Consider the following 17402-nt stretch of genomic DNA (forward strand, 5'->3'; position numbering starts at 1 on the left):
TCCACATTTGTCGTAGAAGGATCCAACAGGTGCGAATCGCCACGATCACGAACTGGGCTTATGGTGTCACGGTGTGCCTGACCATTGCCTCCGGCATCGTCATGCTGATGGCTTCCCACGCCGACAACGTAGAACGTCAGGCTGTTAAGCAACGACAAATTTTTGACCAGCTTACGGAAGAGATTGAAGCAGAAACCTGGATGCTCTCCGACTTAGCGCGCCTTTACGCCATCAAAAAAGAGCCCGATGTGCTGAAAACGTACCAGGCGAAAGAAGGCGAACTGAAGAATATCGAGCGCAAGCTGGGCCAGTTAAAAGATACGGGCGCAACGGGCGAAGAGCTGGCGCTGCTGTACGAAGGGCTGAAGATTGTCGATGACCTACAGGATGAACAGCAGGCAGCAATTGCCAGCGTCGCCCGGGGTGAGGAACAACAGGCCATTGCGTTACTCTTCGGCAAAATCTACGAACTTGAAATGGAACGCGCCCAAAGCAAGATTGACCATTTTCGTGTGCTTCTGGATAAGCGCATTATCGCCGATGTCCAGGCAGCGACCAACACGTCAAAAACCCTGCGTACCGCCTCTGAAATGATGGTCGGCCTGACCGCCCTGCTCTTCTTATTCGTGATGGGTTTTATTCTCAAGCACCGCGTGCTGCGCCCGGTGGTGCGCCTCAGTGATGTGGTTCACCGGCTGGCCTCACAGGATTACGCCGTCGAAACGCCAAATTTCAACCAGGTCGATGAGATAGGCGATATGGCGCAGGCGATTCGCATTTTCCGCGAGAACGGGCTAGCAAGGCAGCGGCTTGAAAAAGAACGCGACGCAGACTGGGCCATCCGCGAGCTGCTCGCGCGAATGACCCAGCGCCTGCAGGGCTGCGAGAACGTTAGCGACGTGATTGAGGTGGCAGAGCTGTTTGCTCCCAACATTGCGCCGGGTGTCGCCGGGCGTCTGTATATTCTGGATCGAAACCCGTGGGAGATGCGCTGTGCGGCGGAATGGTTATCTCCCCAGGGAGAAAAAAATGCTTTCCACCCCGATCAATGCTGGGCCATACGCCGTGGTCAGAGCCACCCACCGGTCAACGGCGAGCCGGATATCGGTTGCCAGCATCTGCCTGAATCACAAAAAGACAGTTCATTCTGCGTGCCGCTCATTGCGCAGGGGGAAGCCATTGGTTTGCTGTCGTTTCAGAACATCACGCCTGAAACGGCACCGTCCCGCGCATATCTCGAATTAATGGCGGAAGCCCTGGGTCTGGCGCTGGCCAACCAGCGTCTGCGCGATGCCCTGCTGGAAAAAGCGCTATTCGACCCGCTCACCGGCTTACGTAACCGCCACCACCTTGAAGATACCCTGCGCACTCAGATAGCTCAGGCGATGCGCAATGATGAACCGGTGAGCTGCATGATGATCGACATCGATCACTTTAAAAGCATTAACGATCGCTTCGGCCATGAGGCTGGCGATCATGTGATTAAGAGCGTGGCGACAATTGTTCAGCGTGCCGTGCACGATGCCGGCCTGGCATTCCGCTTTGGTGGCGAAGAGTTTCTGGTGCTGCTTACGGGTGCGGATGAGAACGCGGCTCACGCCTGCGCAACGGAGATTTATAACGGCGTCCATACGCTGTCGCTACGTTATGGGCTTGCTGAGATTGGCCCGGTAGATGTGTCGATCGGGATCGCCAGTTACCCGCAGCACGCCCAAAGCGACGACCTGCTGCGCGCGGCAGACGTGGCGCTCTACCGGGCGAAAGAGCTGGGGCGCTCGCGGATCGTCAGTTTCAGTATGCTGGAGGCGGGTTAAGCGAAACTCAGTGCCAACGACGTCAGAGGTACGCGCACTCTCTTATTCCCTCACATTGAGGGTGCGTTATCATTCTTTGTACAAATAAATTCATCTTAACGATGCCACCATTGATAAAAAATGGGGGTGCGTAAATATATCAATAAATCAAAGCGATCATTTTTTAAACTCGGGTGGTTTATTACACTAAGTTTTTATGTTTTAAAAAACGTAAGCTTCAGCCATCGGTCTGCAATCACGGGGAAAAATACAGCTATCCTTTTGATTTTTATGATTTTAATCAAGTAGCGTTTGCAAAAAGGCGTGGCGTTCAACAAAATAGACAAACTTATAGGATAAATAACTTATAATTCTTATACTTCTGTTAAAAAGAGGAGGCCAATATGCGAATAATCCTAATGCTGTGCTGCTTTTTGGTACAAAGTTTAAGCTGGGCTGGCGAACTGCCAAAGCCTGTGGGCAAACCCATCTTAACCATTACCGGTAATATAGAAAATACGAACGAAAATGGAAATGCCGTTTTTGATATTGCCAGCCTTGAAAAACTGGGCATGGTGAGTTTCCAGACGACCTCTCCCTGGTATAATGGCCGCACGAAGTTTGAGGGTATCCCGATGCGCAAACTCATGGAGTATGTGGGTGCAAAGGGTTCTGTCCTGAATGTGATTGCACTCAATGATTACACTACCGTCATCCCTCTCAGCGACTTCCAGAAATACAACGCCATCCTGGCTTTAAAGGTCAATGGCGAATATATGCGCATCCGCGATAAAGGTCCGTCATTCATCGTCTACCCTTATGACAGTCTTCCTGAACTCAATAATCAGATTTATTACTCGCGATCGGCATGGCAGGTCAGCAAAATGAAGATTGAATAGTAGTTCAGGAGAACATAATGAACAGGATACTGGTTGGTATCATTTTTTCTCTTTTTATCACTACTGGATATATAGCATTTCTTGTTTACGATCGTCAGCAAGAGTTGCAAAAATTGACTCACTACACTGAGTCCTGGTCTGTAGCCCAACTGGTATCTGAATATTACCGATTTGAATCATGGATTGGACTGTACGCAACCGAGACTGATGACGTTACGGTAGACCAGGTTCGCATGCGCCTGGAAATCATGCTGAGCCAGAATGATTTATTGAAAGAGGGCGGCCTGGGTCGTTATATAAACAGCGCGAAAGCGCATCAGGTGCTCGCCTTACGACTGGAAAATATACTGAACTATCTGGATGGTCATCTTGAGAAAATGAGCCGTTCAGAGTTAAAGCTCTATCTGAAAAATATGCATTTACTGGATGCACCGCTAAGCCAGCTTTCATCAACGGCTTTAACAAAAGATGTTAATACAATCAATGAAACTAACCTAAAAATACAGGTTCTGTATTATATTTATTCAGCACTTTCGCTGTTACTGGTTATTTTAAGCTTCATACTGGGCTTTTTGATTATCTATCAAAATAAAAACATTCTCAAAGCACATACACAGGTTAAAACGCTGGCTGAAGAACTTCAGCTGTCCAAAGAAACCCTGCAAATCCAGAACACAAAACTGGAATACGATGTTTATCATGACTCCCTTACCGGTATGAAAAACCGTCTTTTCTTCTGGGATGATCTCAATAAACTTAATCTACAGGCTGAGGAAAAACATATTTCGGTCACGGTGATGTTATTCGATTTAGACCGATTCAAAGAGGTGAATGATACCTACGGTCATGATACCGGGGATTTACTGTTACGTGAGGTATCCACGCGCCTTAATGCTTTGGGCCGCTTTTCAGAGACATTTTATCGTTTGGGCGGCGACGAATTTGCGTTTCTCTCCAGTGGCTTAACCGAAACCGCAGCCGTCACACGCGCGCGAGAAATCAGTGATAGCATCAGCAAGCCCTATACAATCAATAATCAACTCATCAAAATAGCCACCTGCGTGGGTATTGTTTTATCGGATAACGAACGACGTTCAGATTACCTTTATAAGTTTGCCGATCTGGCGCTCTATGAAGCCAAGAAAGAAGGTTCTCAGCAAATCAAAGTCTTCCGCCAGCGAATGCTACAGAAGTTGCAGGAAAGCAGAACCCTTGAAAATGATATGGCAAGAGCAATAGAGAATGATGAATTTGTTGTTTATTACCAGCCTATTGTGAATTCCGTCAGCAAGGAAATTTACGGCTATGAAGCGCTGATTCGCTGGATGCATCCTGTAAAGGGAGTGCTTTCCCCGGATAGCTTTATTTTCGCCGCTGAAAAAACAGGCATGATCAACGAGATAGGTAAAACCGTACTTAAACTGGCCTGTAGGGAAGCGGTCTCCTGGGCTGTTCCGGCCAGGATCTCCGTAAACGTCTCGCCTGTTCAATTAGGCAGCAAATCATTTATTAATACGGTGCAGACCGTTCTGGCTGAGACCGGGCTCCCGGCTAACCGTCTTGAGTTAGAGGTCACGGAGTCATCCCTCTTTAGTGACAGAAATAACCCCATTGCGATTCTGAAAAAACTCCGCGCACTGGGCGTAAGAATTTCCATTGATGATTTTGGCACGGGTTATTCGTCGCTCTCCAGACTCAGCGAGCTGAATTTTGATAAAATCAAGATCGATAAATCTTTTGTCAATCCGATATCTACACAAGAAGATGCGCTTAATATTGTGAAGCTTATTACCGGTATGGCTAAGAGCCTTAATATGGGCGTTATAGCCGAGGGCGTTGAGACCGAAGAGCAGCTTGAGCGGCTTCAGGCTCTGGGTTGTGAGCTTGTGCAGGGATATCTTTTCAGCAAACCACAGCCTCAGGTCGACAGCAAAATTAAGAGCGGCCAGGAATGAATCCCTCTCCTCAGCCCGATGCCAACCGTGATCACGTTTTTCACGCCTGGGTATTCACTTATAAAAATCAGGTGTTACCATTCACCCCGTAAATACCTTTCAACTCAACCCGAGGCTTTGATGCTGGAGAATGTAATCATCTGATAATCAGCTTACCGACCTTTCCAGGCCGGACTGATTATCAATGCGCCGAAATCGAATGCGGACACCGCTGTGTGTTTGCACGTTTTGCACATGATGATTAAACAGGTTCTTCAGTATGAATTTATCCCGTCAGGAACAACGTACCTTACACGTTCTCGCCAAAGGTGGCCGTATTGTGCACGTCCGCAATACCTCCGGCCGCGTCACCGCCGTTGAATGCTATAGCCGCGAAGGGCTACTGCTGGCTGACTGCACGCTCGCCGTTTTCAAAAAGCTCAAAACCAAAAAGCTGATCAAATCCGTTAACGGTCAGCCCTACCGCATTAACACTACCGGGCTGAACAACGTTCGCGCGCAGCTTGATAACCGTTAAGGAGGGGATGATGGATATCAGCACCCTTATTTCCGCGTCCCGGCACATCCAGCTGTCAGCGGAGGAAAGTAAAATTCCCTGGGACGAACCGGCCTTCAGCCAGCGCATGCTGGCGAACCATTTGTCGCAGGAGCACGACTGGGCCAGCCGCAGGCAGGAGGTTATTGAGCAGCAGGTCGAATGGATCGCCAGCCAGTTATCACCTGGCGCACATATCCTCGATCTCGGCTGCGGCCCCGGCTTTTATACCCACCGCTTAGCGGAACGTGGATTTCACTGCACCGGCGTGGATTTCTCACCGGCATCCGTGAGCTGGGCCCGTCAGCAGGCGCAGAACACCGGATTGAATATCGATTATGTTCAGCAGGATGTCCGCGCATACTGGCCGGATAAATCGTTCAATTTCATCATGATGACATTCGGGGAACTGAATGTGTTTAGCACGGCGGATGCGCGCTCACTCGTCAGCCGCTGCGCGCTGTGGCTGGAGCCGGGTGGCAGGCTGCTCACTGAAGTACATACTTTCGACGAAGTTAAGCGTCAGGGAATGGCTGAACCGAGCTGGCAACGCTGTCCCGACGGGCTGTTTCTGGGCGTCCCTCACCTGCTGCTGACGGAACATGGCTGGGATGAAGAAGCACAGACCAGCTCAACGCAGTTCTGGGCCATAGAAGCAAACGGTCAAACCACCCGTTTCGGCAGCCAGATGACGGCCTGGCGCGATGATGAGTACGTCAGCCTGCTCGGTAATGTCGGTTTTACTCTGCTTCCTCCTCCTGAAAGCAACGACTGGCCAGTCAGCGAGACATTTGAAGGAAAGCTGTTTGCTCTGCTGGCTGAAAAAGCAAATACCTCAGAGAAACGCCCTCTTAATACTCAACGCAATAAAAGGAATTCCACATTGGATATCCCACGTATTTTTACCATCAGTGAAAGCGAGCACCGCATCCACAACCCGTTCACCGAAGAAAAGTACGCCACGCTTGGCCGCGTGCTGCGCATGAAGCCGGAGACCCGCATTCTTGACCTCGGCAGTGGCTCGGGCGAGATGCTCTGCACCTGGGCCAGGGATCACGCCATTACCGGTGTCGGTATCGATTTGAGCCAGTTGTTCAGCGAGCAGGCCAGACGCCGCGCCGAAGAGCTCGGCGTCAGCAACCGGGTTCAGTTCATACATAACGACGCCGCCGGATACGTTACAGAAGAGAAATGCGATGTGGCAGCCTGTGTCGGTGCGACATGGATAGCCGGTGGGTTTGCCGGGACCGTCGAGCTGCTGGCACAAAGCCTGAAACCGGGCGGGATCATGCTTATCGGCGAACCCTACTGGCGTCAGCTACCTGCGACGGAAGAGATTGCCCAGGCCTGCGGCGTCAGCTCGACGACCGATTTCCTGACGCTGCCAGGGCTTGTCAACGCGTTCGATGAACTCGGCTACGACGTGGTGGAAATGGTACTGGCAGACCAGGAAGGCTGGGACCGGTATGAAGCCGCGAAATGGCTGACCATGCGCCGCTGGCTGGAAGCGAATCCTGACGACGGCTTCGCCGCCGAAGTCAGGGCCGAGCTATCACTCTCGCCGAAACGCCACGTAACTTACGCGCGGGAATACTTTGGCTGGGGCGTGTTCGCGCTAATTGCCAGGTAATAACAGGTGCCCGGTATTACTGACTGGAGATACCGGGAGCTTCGCCTTTGCTTTGATCTGATGCATCACCTGCACAATATATATTCAGTATGTTTATTAATCAGGACGTCGCCATAAGGAGCATCATATGTCACAACATAAACAGTTCTGTCAGGCTTGCGGAATGCCGATGTCGGCACCCGATGCACATAGTGCAAGCGATCACTATTGTGCGTACTGCAGCGACAGCAACGGCAATCTCAAACCCTGGGAAGAAGCGGTATCAGGCTTAGCCAGCTTCCTTGATTCCTGGCAAAAAGTCGGCCCGGAAAAAGCACAGAAGCGGGCAAAACGTTATCTGACGGCAATGCCCGCCTGGGCTCATAAAGCGGACGAGTGATTTGAGCTGATTATAGTCACTCCCCCTGAATCCATTAAGGAGAGCCCATGTTTTCTTACATTATGCCTGGAACCAACGACCTGCCACGCGCCATAACATTCTACGATCCGCTGATGGAGATGCTGGGGTATCCCCGTGGCGGCAGGAATGAGGACGTCGCATGGTGGGGCGTTTTCAACGGTAATAACACGACGGCACTGGGTATCGGCAGACCTTTTGATAAACAGGATGCCACGACCGGAAATGGTGTGATGGTCGCCCTGATTGCCCGCTCTGCCGAACATATCCAGCAGCTTCACGCGCTCGCTTTAAACCAGGGCGGCACGGACGAGGGAGCACCAGGCCTGCGCCCGCATTACGGCGAAGGTTTGTATAGCGCTTATGTCAGAGACCCCGATGGCAACAAGCTGGCATTCGTCTATTACACCGCACAATCCTGAGTACGATAAATCGGGGGCCTTAGTGCCCCCATCTGAAACTAAACCTATCCCGTAGATTTCAGAGGAGCGTTGTACGAGTTTATAAATGTCGAGATGTCTCACTGTTTTACGTCAGAACTGCATGGTGTGACAACTACGCTGCAATGAATCACCACAGGTTTAACAGACACCTCAGAGTCATTTAAGATGACTTAAAAGAGAGGTGCCCATGAGTGGTAAACGTTACCCCGAAGGGTTTAAAATTGATGTGATAAAACAGGTTGTTACGCGTGGTCATTTTGCTTCCAGTATCGCAACACGTTTCTATACCACTACCCACAGTCTTTAATACTGGATAAAAAAGTATGGGCCGAACTCCTCCACCAATAAAGAACAGTCAGATGCTCAGGCCGAGATCCGCTGGCTCCAGAAGGAACTGAAGCGGGTTACTGACGAACGGGACATATTAAAAAAAGCCGCGGCGTACTTCGCAAAGCTGTCCGACTAAGGTACGCCTTTATCTGTGACAACACCGGTTGCTGGCCTGTCCGTCTGCTCTGCCATGTGCTGAATGTGCGCCCGAGTGGGTTTTACGCCTGGCTTCAGCAGCCACATTCACGACGGTATCATGCTGACCTGAAGCTTACGGGGCTTATCAAGCAGTTCTGGCTGGTATCGGGCTGTGTTTATGGCTATCACAAGATCTATCTCGATCTGCGGGATACCCCGGGCAACAGTGCGGTATAAAAAAGTCTGGCGCTTGAAGCAACATGAGGGGATAAAGTCTCAGTTCGGATACCAAAGCCCACGGGTGCGTAAAGGTGAAGCCAGTATTGTGACGCCCAACAGGCACCAGTGGCAGTTCAACCCGGAAACACCAGATAAACGTTGGGTAACAGACATTACCTATATACGAACACACGCAGGCTGGCTGTATCTTGCTGTGGTCGTTGATCTGTTCTCGCGCAAAGTTATCAGCTGGTTAATGCAACCCTGGATGACAAAAGATATTGTCCTAAATAAGCTTCTGATGTCCCTGTGGCGACGTAATCCTCAATAACAGGTGCTGGTTTATTCTGATCAGGGTAGTCGGTACACATGCTATGAATGGTAGTCGTTACTGAAATCGCACGGACTGGAGGGCAGAATGAGCCGTCGCGGTAACTGTCATGCCAACGCGGTTGCTGAAGGCTTTTTCCAGCTACGGAAGCGTAAACGGATAAAGAAAAATATCTACGGAACGAGAGACGAAGCCAGAAGCGATATTTTTGATTACATCGAAATGTTTTAGAACAGTAAGCATCGGTATGGTTCGACCGATAAAATGCCACCTAAGGAAGATGAAAATCAATATTATCAACGGCTCAGTGGTGTCCAGATTATCATGTCGATTCAAAGCAATCTTATCAGCGACTCATGAGTTTTTATGATTATTTATGAGGATTTACCATTGCAAGCATCAGCAAGATCTTCCTGTGTCACACACGAAACGTGATGCCTCTCTGAACTTAACATCCCAGACATTGCTTTTAATTTAATACAAATGCAATAATATTCTCTGGATATGCATTTTTTCAAACAGGCCCTTACATGAAGATTAGTGCACTAACTGAAAGAATCTCTCAGAAAATTATGGGGTTAATTAATAATGGTGATATTGCTCCAGGTTCACATTTAAGTGTACCGAAGCTGGCCGAAATCTTTGATGTCTCCCGTTCCCCCGTACGCGAAGCATTAGTTTATCTTGAACAAAAAGATGTTTTGTTACAGAAGCAAAACCGCGGTTTTTTTGTTAAGGATGACTACATCCCTCATGCTGATACCAAGCAAGAGCTGTCAGAAGAACTCGACTTGCCTGAGTATTATCAACTGGCTGAGGATTGGCTGCAGGATAAAATCGAATCTGAAGTAACCGAGCTTTTTCTGATGAAACGCTACAACCTCACCAAAAGCCAGTTGTCTACAGTGCTCGCCAGAGGCATTAGTGAAGGATGGGTTGAACGTAAGCAAGGTTACGGCTGGCGCTTTCTACCGGTGGCAAAAACCAAGACCGCACTGGAGCAGATTTTCAGCTTCCGTATGGTCATAGAACCTATGGCCATCCTGGAACCCACGTTCAATGCTCCTCAGGAAAAAATCAACGATATACGACGCGAACTGGAAATGCTGCTGGAGAGCGGAATTGAGCGCCTCACCCCTACCCAGCTACAGCTGGCAGGCTATCGCTTTCACGAAACGATTATCGCTTTTTCGAATAATCCGTTTTTTGAAATCTCGCTGCGCAATGTCAACCGCATGCGCCGGCTGATGGACTATCGGATCATGGATGACCGTAACCGTTACTACGCTGAGGTAAAAGATCATATGCGGATCCTCGCCCTGATTGAATCCGGGCAGCGCATTGAGGCGTCCTATACCATGAAGCAGCACCTGTCCGTCGCCCTCGATAATAAAAAAATGCGCCGAATCAGCGCGGAAAGTTAACCCCTGCACCAAAAAAATCGGCTCACACTGTGAGCCGATTGTCTGTTAACTGGCGACCGAATAGAGCGGATAAAGCCCCAGCAATAATCCCGAGCCCAGGAATATCATGCACAGCAGGAACGCCCACTTGAAGGTGTATTTTTGATGGTCGCTGAACTCGACCCCTGCCAGCCCCACCAGCAGATAGGTGGAAGCCACCAGCGGGCTTAACAGGTGCACCGGCTGCCCCACCAGTGATGCCCGCCCAATCTCAACCGGATCAATGCCGTAGGCTTTTGCCGCCTCAGCCAGAACCGGCAGCACGCCATAATAGAAAGCGTCGTTGGACATAAAAAAGGTGCCCGGAAGGCTGATCAGCGCGGTAATCGGTGCGAGATAAGGCCCCCAGGACTGCGGCAGAATGTCCAGCAGCGTGTTGGACATTGCGTTAACCATCCCCGTCCCTGACAAAATACCTGCGAAGATCCCGGCCGCGAGGAAAATCGAGGTCTGGTTCAGCGCGGCGGGGGCATGAGCAGCAATACGCTGACGCTGCGCATCCAGATGCGGGTAGTTAATCAACAGTGCGATGGCAAACGCCACCATGAACAGCACGGACAGTGGAAGCAGTTCCATCACCAGCGAGGCCATCAGCGCAAGCGTTAAGGCGGCATTAAACCAGAACATTTTTGGCCGACGCAGCTCGTCATTCACTTCATTGATGGCAGGCAGATAGCTTTCGGCATCTTCTTCGATGACCGCGCCATGTGCATTGGTCTGGATACTCAGTTTACCTAAACGACGGCGTTCACGAATGCCAATATACCAGGAGAGCGCCAGCACCCCTACCAGCCCGCAGATCATCGAGGGAATCAGCGGTATAAATAGCTCACTCGACTCCACCTTTAACGATGCCGATACGCGCGCCAGCGGGCCGCCCCAGGGAAGCAGGTTGGTGACGCTCCCGGAGAGGAAGACCACACAGGTCAGAGCAAGCGGGTCAAGACGAATACGTTTAAACAGAGGAAGCATCGCCGTAACGCAGATCATGTAGGTGGTTGAACCGTCCCCGTCGAGGGAGACCATCGCCGCCAGCAGCGCGGTACACATCACCGCCTTAACCGGATCGCCATCAATAATACGTAAGAAGAACCGTATTATCGGGTCGAATAATCCGGTATCGAACATGGTACAAAAATAAAGAATGGCGAAAATTACCATAATCGCGGTAGGCGCGACCTTCTTTAATCCCTCAATCATCATTTCGCCCATCTCGCCACCGAAGCCAGCAATCAGTGCAAACAGGATGGGAATAATAGTCAGGGCGGTCAGCGCGGATAATTTTTTGGTCATGATGAGGATCATAAAGACCACAATCATGCCGTAACCCAGGAACGAGAGCATAAGAGTCTCCGACGCAGATATTGCTAACTGCGTAATGAAAGAATGTACGTTATTAAATTATTAGGGAGAGCGATTAACTCATGTGCATACCGCCGTTGACGGAGAAGTTCGCCCCGGTGGCATAACCCGCTTCATCGGAAGCCAGCCAGGCACAAATAGAGGCAATTTCTTTTGGCGATCCCAGACGCCGGACCGGAATTTCCTGAACGATTTTATCGATGACCTGAACGGGAGTGACCGTCTTCAGTTTGCTGGTGGCCAGATAGCCGGGAGAGACGGTATTAACCGTGACGCCACGCGCCGAAACCTCACGCGCCAGGGCGCGGGTAAAGCCACGCACGGCATATTTTGCGGTGGAGTAGTTAACCTGCCCGACGGTGCCAATCTGCGCATTCAGGGAGGAGATATTAATAATGCGCCCCCAGCCGCGCGCCATCATGCTATCTACCACCTGACGCGTTACGTTAAATAAGGAGTTCATGTTAGTATCGATAACGGCCTGCCACTCCTGAGGCTGCATATCGCGGAATAAGACATTACGCGCGGTCCCGGAATTATTAATCAGCACATCCACCTCGCCGACCTCGGCACGAATTTTTTCAAAGGCATTTACCGTTGAATTCCAGTCTGCAACGTTTCCCTCAGAGGCGATAAAATCAAAACCTAACTTCTTGTTATCTTCCAGCCAGGCGTCCTTTCTTTTGGAATCAGGACCGCAACCGGCAACGACAATAAAGCCATCCTGCGCTAACCGACGACATATTGCCGTACCGAGACTACCCATTCCAGATGTGACATACGCGATACGTTGGGTCATACCCCTCTCCCGTTGCATTTTATTAACATTTACTCACCACTTATTAACATTAAGCGGTGGGCACAGGGATTCCGCAACCTAACCTTGTTGGAAATGTGAGCAGGATCGTTCAATTTCTGCATTTAACAACATTCAAATGCAATTTAAACGTGAGACAAAAACTGCACTCACGCTCTCCACATCGTTTTACATCGCTAAAATCCGCTAAACACCAGGCATAACAGGAAGACATACAGAGAAGTGAGATAAATATCACAGCGCAATAAATGCATTTATTATATAAAAAATGCAAATAAGACAGGAGTAACCATGACAACCTATGCTTACGTTGGCTGCCGGACCTCGGCATGGCGCGGTGCGCGCGGTAAGGGGATTAGCGTCTACCGGATTGCCGATTCCGGAAATTGGGAACTGTTACAATGCATCGCCTCCGTGCAGGACAACCCCGCCTGGCTGACGCTCGATCCCGGGCGTAACCGGCTCTACGTTCTGCACGGCGATGGCGACCGCGTGGCGGTATTCAATCGAGATCCCGACACCGGCCTGCTGAGCCTTTATCACCATCAAACCACCGGCCCACGTCACAGCAACCCGGACCTCGATCCCGCCCGTAGAAATAATCCGGTTGGCGCCTCGCTGACGCCTGACGGGAACACCCTGCTGATCGCCAATCATGAGGGCGGCAACATTGCTGCCCTGCCTGTCAGCGACGAGGGTCTGGAGCCGCCAGTGCACTTTGCGCCTATCGAAGGCCATACCGCCGCCCATGCCACACTGTCGCGCCCGCATGAAGTCGTTTTTGCGCCCGGCAGTCCGCTGTTTGCCGTGCCGGTTCAGGGCCGAAAGGCTGGCAACGGCATCGATATGATCCGTCTGTACCACTGGGAGGAGACCCGCTCATGCCTGGCCGATGAGGTGCAGCTCCCGGAAGGCAGCTGGCCGCGTCACGTCGATTTTCACCCCAGCGGAAAATGGCTGTATGGCATCAGCGAGCTGAGCAGCACCGTCACGGTTTATCATCTCGACCGGGAAAAGGGGACGTTCTCACTCACACAAACCCTCAGCGCGCTGCCGGCAGGCTATACGAGCCGGAGCGATGCCAGTGAAATCGAGGTGCACCCGTCCGGGCGATTTGTCTATGCCGCCAACCGGGGCCATGACTCCATCGCCGTGTTCAGCATCAATCAACAGGATGGCTCACTGACGCCCAATGGATGGGTGCCCTGCGGCGGGAAAACGCCCCGCTTCACCACCCTTTCGCCCGATGGCTCACGCTTCTTCAGCGCGAATGAAGACTCCGACACCATTCAGGTGTTCGACGTCGACAGTGACACCGGCATGCTTTCCGCGACAGAAATCGTCATTGCAACGGCCAGCCCAACCTGCATCTGCTTCGCCTGATCCCGCAGGCTCAGCGTCGCTCTGCCTCTCCTTCGGGTTGCACAGCCTGCTCCGCCGGGAGCAGGCTGCCGATTAGCGTTTTCACCGACGGCGAAGCCTGCCCGTAATCCCGCACGCCGACAAGCAGCTCCCGTCTCGCCCAGGGCTCCGCTAACGGAATGACGCGGACGCCGCTGTGCAGGGTTGAGGATGCCACCTCATTCACCGGTAGCACCGCAATCCCCAGCTGCTGCGCCACCAGCTCGGCCATCGCACTAAAGCTGCTCACGCGCAGCCCCACGCTAAGGTTTTTCCCCAGGGCGCGCGCCTGGCGTTCAAGGATATGGCTCACGGCGCTGTTGCGGTGCGAGCCGATCAGTTTTTCATTCACAATATCGGCAAAAGTTAACTCGCTGCGCGCCGCCAGGGGGTGAGAGGGCCACACCAGCACCGAGAGGAGATCGTGCTGCCAGGGCCAGTACTCAATCCCTGCCGACGGGGTCCAGCTGGAGAAGAAGCCGACATCGGCCTCGCCAGCCAGTAACCCCTGCACAACGCTCATCCCGGTCTGTTCTTCAATTTCAATGTCGGTCTGCGGGTAATGCGAAAGATAGTCGCTCACCACCCGCGGCAGGTGATTCATCAGCGCCGCGGAGATGGTGTAAATACGGATGTGTCCCCGGATGCCTGCGGCATAATCGCTGAGCTCCTCTTCCATCTTCTCCAGATTGCGGAACACCTGGCGGGCATGATAGAGCAGGGAATGACCTGCCGGGGTCAGGGTTATGCCCCTCGGCATACGCAGCATCAGCTGCGTACCCACCTGCTGCTCCAGCTCGGCGATACGTTTGCTGACCGCAGATACCGCGGTATGTTTTCTGCGGGCCGCATGGGTGAGATTTTGCGTCTCCGCGACCGCCACAAAAAGAGATAAAGAGACCAGATCAAAACGCATCGTTTTATCCATAGTTAATGCTTCAGTGTTTGCTGAATGACGTAAGGCAGAATCCCACCGTGCCGGAGATAGCGCAGCTCCTGCTGCGAATCGAGGGTCAGCGTAAGCATGAATTCGCCCAGCAGCGATGTGCCGCGTCGGATCTGCATCGTCAGGGGTGTGCAGCCCGTCTGCAAATGATCCAGCCCGTCAACGTTAATCTCCTCGCGCCCGTCCATTTCTGGTAAACGCGCCGCCTCTTCAGGCGAGATATGTAACGGCAAAATCCCCATCCCGATAAGGTTAGTGCGGTGGATACGTTCAAAACTGTGCGCCACCACCGCCTTAACCCCCAGCAGCGCCTGGGCTTTAGCGGCCCAGTCCCGGCTGGAGCCTGCGCCATACCGCTCACCGGCGAAGATCACCAGGGGGGTTTCACGCTGCAGCCAGCTTTGCGCCGCTTCATACGCCGGCAGGATCTGCTGATGCTGCGCATCCCAGGCCTTGCCGCCGCCGCTGCGCTGCGCCTGCGGAAGCAAACGGTTGACCAGCGCGGTATTGGTGAACGCGCCGCGAACCATGACTTCGTGGTTACTGCGCCGCGTGGAGTAAAGGTTCAGATCCTGCGGATTTTCATGATGCTCAACCAGCCATTGCCCCGCCAGGCTTGCGAGCGGGATCGCCCCGGCCGGCGAGATGTGGTCGGTGGTGACATCATCGCCTAACCACAGGAAGGGATGCGCGCCAGAGAGGGTCAGGGTTGCGGCCGGATCCCGGGGCAGACGTTCAAGATAACCCGGACGGCGCAGATAGGTGGAGGTCGCCTCCCAGGGATAATGCACGCTTCCGGGGGCCACAATCTGCTGCCAGTGCGGGGTCCCCTGCCAGATAATGTCCCGGCGTTTGACGTAGTGCTCCGGTTTCATGATCCGTCCGAGCCACATTTCCACCTCCTCCCGGGACGGCATTAAATCGCGCATGGTAAGTGGCCGCCCTGCCTCGTCAACGCCAAGCAGGTCGTTCACCATGTCATGAGAGATATGTCCGGCAATCGCCCAGGCAATCACCAGCGCCGGAGAGGTGAGATAGCCGTGCCCGAGAGAAGGGTTCACGCGACGGGGGAAATTACGATTGCCGGACAGGACGCATACCGCCTGTAGCCCCTCGCTGACCAGCGCCTCCATTGCTGGTTGCAGGGCACCCGAGCTGCCAATGCAGGTCATGCAACCGTAGCCGGTGACGTCAAAGCCCATTTTCTCCAGTTCGCTCAGCAAACCCGATGCACTGAGGTAGTCGGTGACCGCTCTGGAGCCCGGCGAGAACGAGGTTTTAACCCACGGCTTAGGCCGCAGCCCGTGTCTGGCGGCATTGCGGGCAAAGAGAGCTGCCTGAATGATAAGCCAGGGATTCGCCGTGGTCGTACAGCTGGTAATGGCGGCAATAGCCACCGCGCCCTGGCGGATCGGTTCAGGATATTCAGACCGCGACCAGTGGCGATCCCGCACTTGCGGACTGAGCGTGTCGGTGAAGCTGCTGGCCGCCTGACCCAGCGGGATCTGTTGATGGGGATTAACCGGCCCGGCCATGCACGGCTCAATGGTGGTGAGGTCGAGCGCAATAAGCTGGCTGAATTCAGGCTGCGGTGCATCCGCCGTCCGCCACAGATGCTGCGCCTGCATGTAGGCGCTGATGAGGGCCTGCTTCTCTTCGCTACGCCCGGTTAACGCCACGTATTCAGCGCTGCGTTCGTCAAAGGGAAAGAACACCACCGTCGCGCCGTATTCCGGTGCCATGTTGGCGATGGTGGCCCGGGATTCAACGGACATGCTGGCTAACGCAGGTCCGGTAAACTCGACAAACTTACCGACAACGCCTGTTTCGCGCAGCAAGCGGGTGATATGCAGGGCCAAGTCGCTGTCGCTGACATCGGGTGACAGCGCCCCTGATAGCGAAATGCCAATCACCTCGGGGAAGCTCAGGGTGACGGGTTCCCCCACCAGCGCGGCCTGCCCTTCGAGCCCGCCCACGCCCCACCCCAGAATGCCCAGGGCGTTGATCATCGGGGTATGGCTATCGGTGGCGATCATGCAATCCGCATGCAGGAGCGGCACAGGCGCGGTGTTATCCACCGTCACCACTTCGGCAATGGTTTCAAGGTTCATCAGATGAATAATCCCGGTGCCCGGCGGGATCACGCGGAAGTTATCCAGGCTCTTTTCGGCCCAGCGGATAAAGCGGTACCGCTCAGCGTTGCGGCGAAAATCAAACTGCAGGTTATCTTCCAGCGCAGAGGCGGAGGCATAGCTTTCGACAATCACCGAGTGATCGATAGTCAGTACCGCCGGAATACGCGGATTGATCGCCGTGGCATCGCCGCCCAGCTCGGTTGTTAAATCGCGCATCGCCGCGAAATCAGCCAGTGCTGGCAGGCAGGTGGTGTCGTGGAACATCAGCCGACCGGGATAGAACTCAACCTCGCTCTTGTCCGCCGCCCCGGCCAGCATCTGCAAAAATTGTGGCAGGGCCTCCGGGGAGCGCAGCGCGACGTTTTCCAGCAGCACGCTCAGGCTGAAAGGGAGGGCCTGCAACTGCGCCAGGGGCAACAGCTGGGTGAGATCCACAAAATGATAGCGCTGATGATGAATCACCAGGTCAGAACGTTCGAGAGCCAGGGTTGATGTCATAGGGTCTTCCGTCACAGCAGTAATGTTATGTTCGTCAGGGGATAACGTGCCATGTCCGGGACGGGGCGAAAATTGAACTTTTGATAAGATAGCGTTCTCAAAACGAGAAC

Annotated in this window: 13 protein-coding genes and 1 pseudogene; 10 read left to right on the plus strand and 4 right to left on the minus strand. The window is 53.0% G+C overall.

All coding sequences use genetic code 11. From position 1 onward, the window contains the following. Nucleotides 1-29 precede the first annotated feature (29 nt). From ACOTZP_RS19110 to ACOTZP_RS19150, 9 genes and pseudogenes are all read left to right on the plus strand, one after another. Nucleotides 30-1814, plus strand: coding sequence for a diguanylate cyclase (locus ACOTZP_RS19110; protein ID WP_271075185.1), 1785 nt, complete (start codon nucleotides 30-32; stop codon nucleotides 1812-1814). 383 nt (nucleotides 1815-2197) lie between these two features. Beyond that, nucleotides 2198-2692, plus strand: coding sequence for a molybdopterin-dependent oxidoreductase (locus tag ACOTZP_RS19115; protein WP_022650440.1), 495 nt, complete (start codon nucleotides 2198-2200; stop codon nucleotides 2690-2692). A 17-nt stretch (nucleotides 2693-2709) separates the two neighbouring features. Further along, nucleotides 2710-4647: a putative bifunctional diguanylate cyclase/phosphodiesterase gene (locus tag ACOTZP_RS19120; RefSeq protein WP_271075186.1), complete on the plus strand. Its 1938-nt coding sequence runs from the start codon at nucleotides 2710-2712 to the stop codon at nucleotides 4645-4647. A gap of 259 nt (nucleotides 4648-4906) precedes the next feature. Continuing rightward, nucleotides 4907-5164 carry a YjhX family toxin gene (locus ACOTZP_RS19125; RefSeq protein WP_063850152.1) on the plus strand — a complete coding sequence of 86 codons (258 nt, stop codon included), beginning with the start codon at nucleotides 4907-4909 and terminating at the stop codon, nucleotides 5162-5164. Nucleotides 5165-5171: 7 nt separating this feature from the next. Beyond that, entirely contained in the window at nucleotides 5172-6812 is a 1641-nt protein-coding gene (locus ACOTZP_RS19130; protein WP_271075187.1) for a class I SAM-dependent methyltransferase, read from the plus strand. A gap of 127 nt (nucleotides 6813-6939) precedes the next feature. Continuing rightward, nucleotides 6940-7191, plus strand: coding sequence for a zinc ribbon domain-containing protein (locus ACOTZP_RS19135; RefSeq protein ID WP_271075188.1), 252 nt, complete (start codon nucleotides 6940-6942; stop codon nucleotides 7189-7191). A 47-nt stretch (nucleotides 7192-7238) separates the two neighbouring features. Beyond that, nucleotides 7239-7631, plus strand: a complete 393-nt coding sequence (locus ACOTZP_RS19140; RefSeq protein ID WP_271075189.1) for a VOC family protein — start codon at nucleotides 7239-7241, stop codon at nucleotides 7629-7631. A gap of 208 nt (nucleotides 7632-7839) precedes the next feature. Beyond that, a pseudogene (locus tag ACOTZP_RS19145) lies at nucleotides 7840-9030 on the plus strand (IS3 family transposase). Nucleotides 9031-9200: 170 nt separating this feature from the next. Beyond that, nucleotides 9201-10094, plus strand: a complete 894-nt coding sequence (locus ACOTZP_RS19150) for a GntR family transcriptional regulator (RefSeq protein WP_063152659.1) — start codon at nucleotides 9201-9203, stop codon at nucleotides 10092-10094. Between the two features lie 45 nt (nucleotides 10095-10139). Here ACOTZP_RS19150 and ACOTZP_RS19155 read toward each other — a convergent pair whose 3' ends face one another. Next, nucleotides 10140-11477 (minus strand): CitMHS family transporter, encoded by a 1338-nt coding sequence (locus ACOTZP_RS19155; protein WP_063163735.1) that lies wholly within the window; start codon nucleotides 11475-11477, stop codon nucleotides 10140-10142. Nucleotides 11478-11550: 73 nt separating this feature from the next. Beyond that, a complete protein-coding gene (gene phbB, locus ACOTZP_RS19160; protein ID WP_063163736.1) occupies nucleotides 11551-12294 on the minus strand; it encodes an acetoacetyl-CoA reductase in 744 nt (247 codons plus the stop codon). A 309-nt stretch (nucleotides 12295-12603) separates the two neighbouring features. Here phbB and ACOTZP_RS19165 point away from each other — a divergent pair, with 309 nt between their 5' ends. Further along, entirely contained in the window at nucleotides 12604-13695 is a 1092-nt protein-coding gene (locus ACOTZP_RS19165) for a lactonase family protein (protein ID WP_271075190.1), read from the plus strand. Nucleotides 13696-13705: 10 nt separating this feature from the next. Here ACOTZP_RS19165 and ACOTZP_RS19170 read toward each other — a convergent pair whose 3' ends face one another. Both ACOTZP_RS19170 and ACOTZP_RS19175 read right to left on the minus strand, forming a co-directional pair. Continuing rightward, the gene (locus ACOTZP_RS19170) at nucleotides 13706-14641 is read right to left on the minus strand and encodes a LysR substrate-binding domain-containing protein (protein ID WP_063163738.1); all 936 of its coding nucleotides are present in this window, start codon (nucleotides 14639-14641) and stop codon (nucleotides 13706-13708) included. A gap of 2 nt (nucleotides 14642-14643) precedes the next feature. Then, nucleotides 14644-17292: an aconitate hydratase gene (locus ACOTZP_RS19175; RefSeq protein ID WP_271075191.1), complete on the minus strand. Its 2649-nt coding sequence runs from the start codon at nucleotides 17290-17292 to the stop codon at nucleotides 14644-14646. Between the last annotated feature and the right edge of the window lie 110 nt (nucleotides 17293-17402).

Source organism: Enterobacter cloacae complex sp. SYL001, from assembly GCF_049237025.1.
In the GTDB taxonomy this organism is placed as follows: Bacteria; Pseudomonadota; Gammaproteobacteria; order Enterobacterales; family Enterobacteriaceae; genus Enterobacter; species Enterobacter intestinihominis.

Coding starts and splice junctions, on each gene's coding strand:
- ACOTZP_RS19115 (WP_022650440.1), top strand. CDS start 2,198: ATGCGAATAATCCTAATGCTGTGCTGCTTTTTGGTACAAAGTTTAAGC.
- ACOTZP_RS19120 (WP_271075186.1), top strand. CDS start 2,710: ATGAACAGGATACTGGTTGGTATCATTTTTTCTCTTTTTATCACTACT.
- ACOTZP_RS19125 (WP_063850152.1), top strand. CDS start 4,907: ATGAATTTATCCCGTCAGGAACAACGTACCTTACACGTTCTCGCCAAA.
- ACOTZP_RS19130 (WP_271075187.1), top strand. CDS start 5,172: ATGATGGATATCAGCACCCTTATTTCCGCGTCCCGGCACATCCAGCTG.
- ACOTZP_RS19135 (WP_271075188.1), top strand. CDS start 6,940: ATGTCACAACATAAACAGTTCTGTCAGGCTTGCGGAATGCCGATGTCG.
- ACOTZP_RS19140 (WP_271075189.1), top strand. CDS start 7,239: ATGTTTTCTTACATTATGCCTGGAACCAACGACCTGCCACGCGCCATA.
- ACOTZP_RS19150 (WP_063152659.1), top strand. CDS start 9,201: ATGAAGATTAGTGCACTAACTGAAAGAATCTCTCAGAAAATTATGGGG.
- ACOTZP_RS19155 (WP_063163735.1), bottom strand. CDS start 11,477: ATGCTCTCGTTCCTGGGTTACGGCATGATTGTGGTCTTTATGATCCTC.
- phbB (WP_063163736.1), bottom strand. CDS start 12,294: ATGACCCAACGTATCGCGTATGTCACATCTGGAATGGGTAGTCTCGGT.
- ACOTZP_RS19165 (WP_271075190.1), top strand. CDS start 12,604: ATGACAACCTATGCTTACGTTGGCTGCCGGACCTCGGCATGGCGCGGT.
- ACOTZP_RS19170 (WP_063163738.1), bottom strand. CDS start 14,641: ATGGATAAAACGATGCGTTTTGATCTGGTCTCTTTATCTCTTTTTGTG.
- ACOTZP_RS19175 (WP_271075191.1), bottom strand. CDS start 17,292: ATGACATCAACCCTGGCTCTCGAACGTTCTGACCTGGTGATTCATCAT.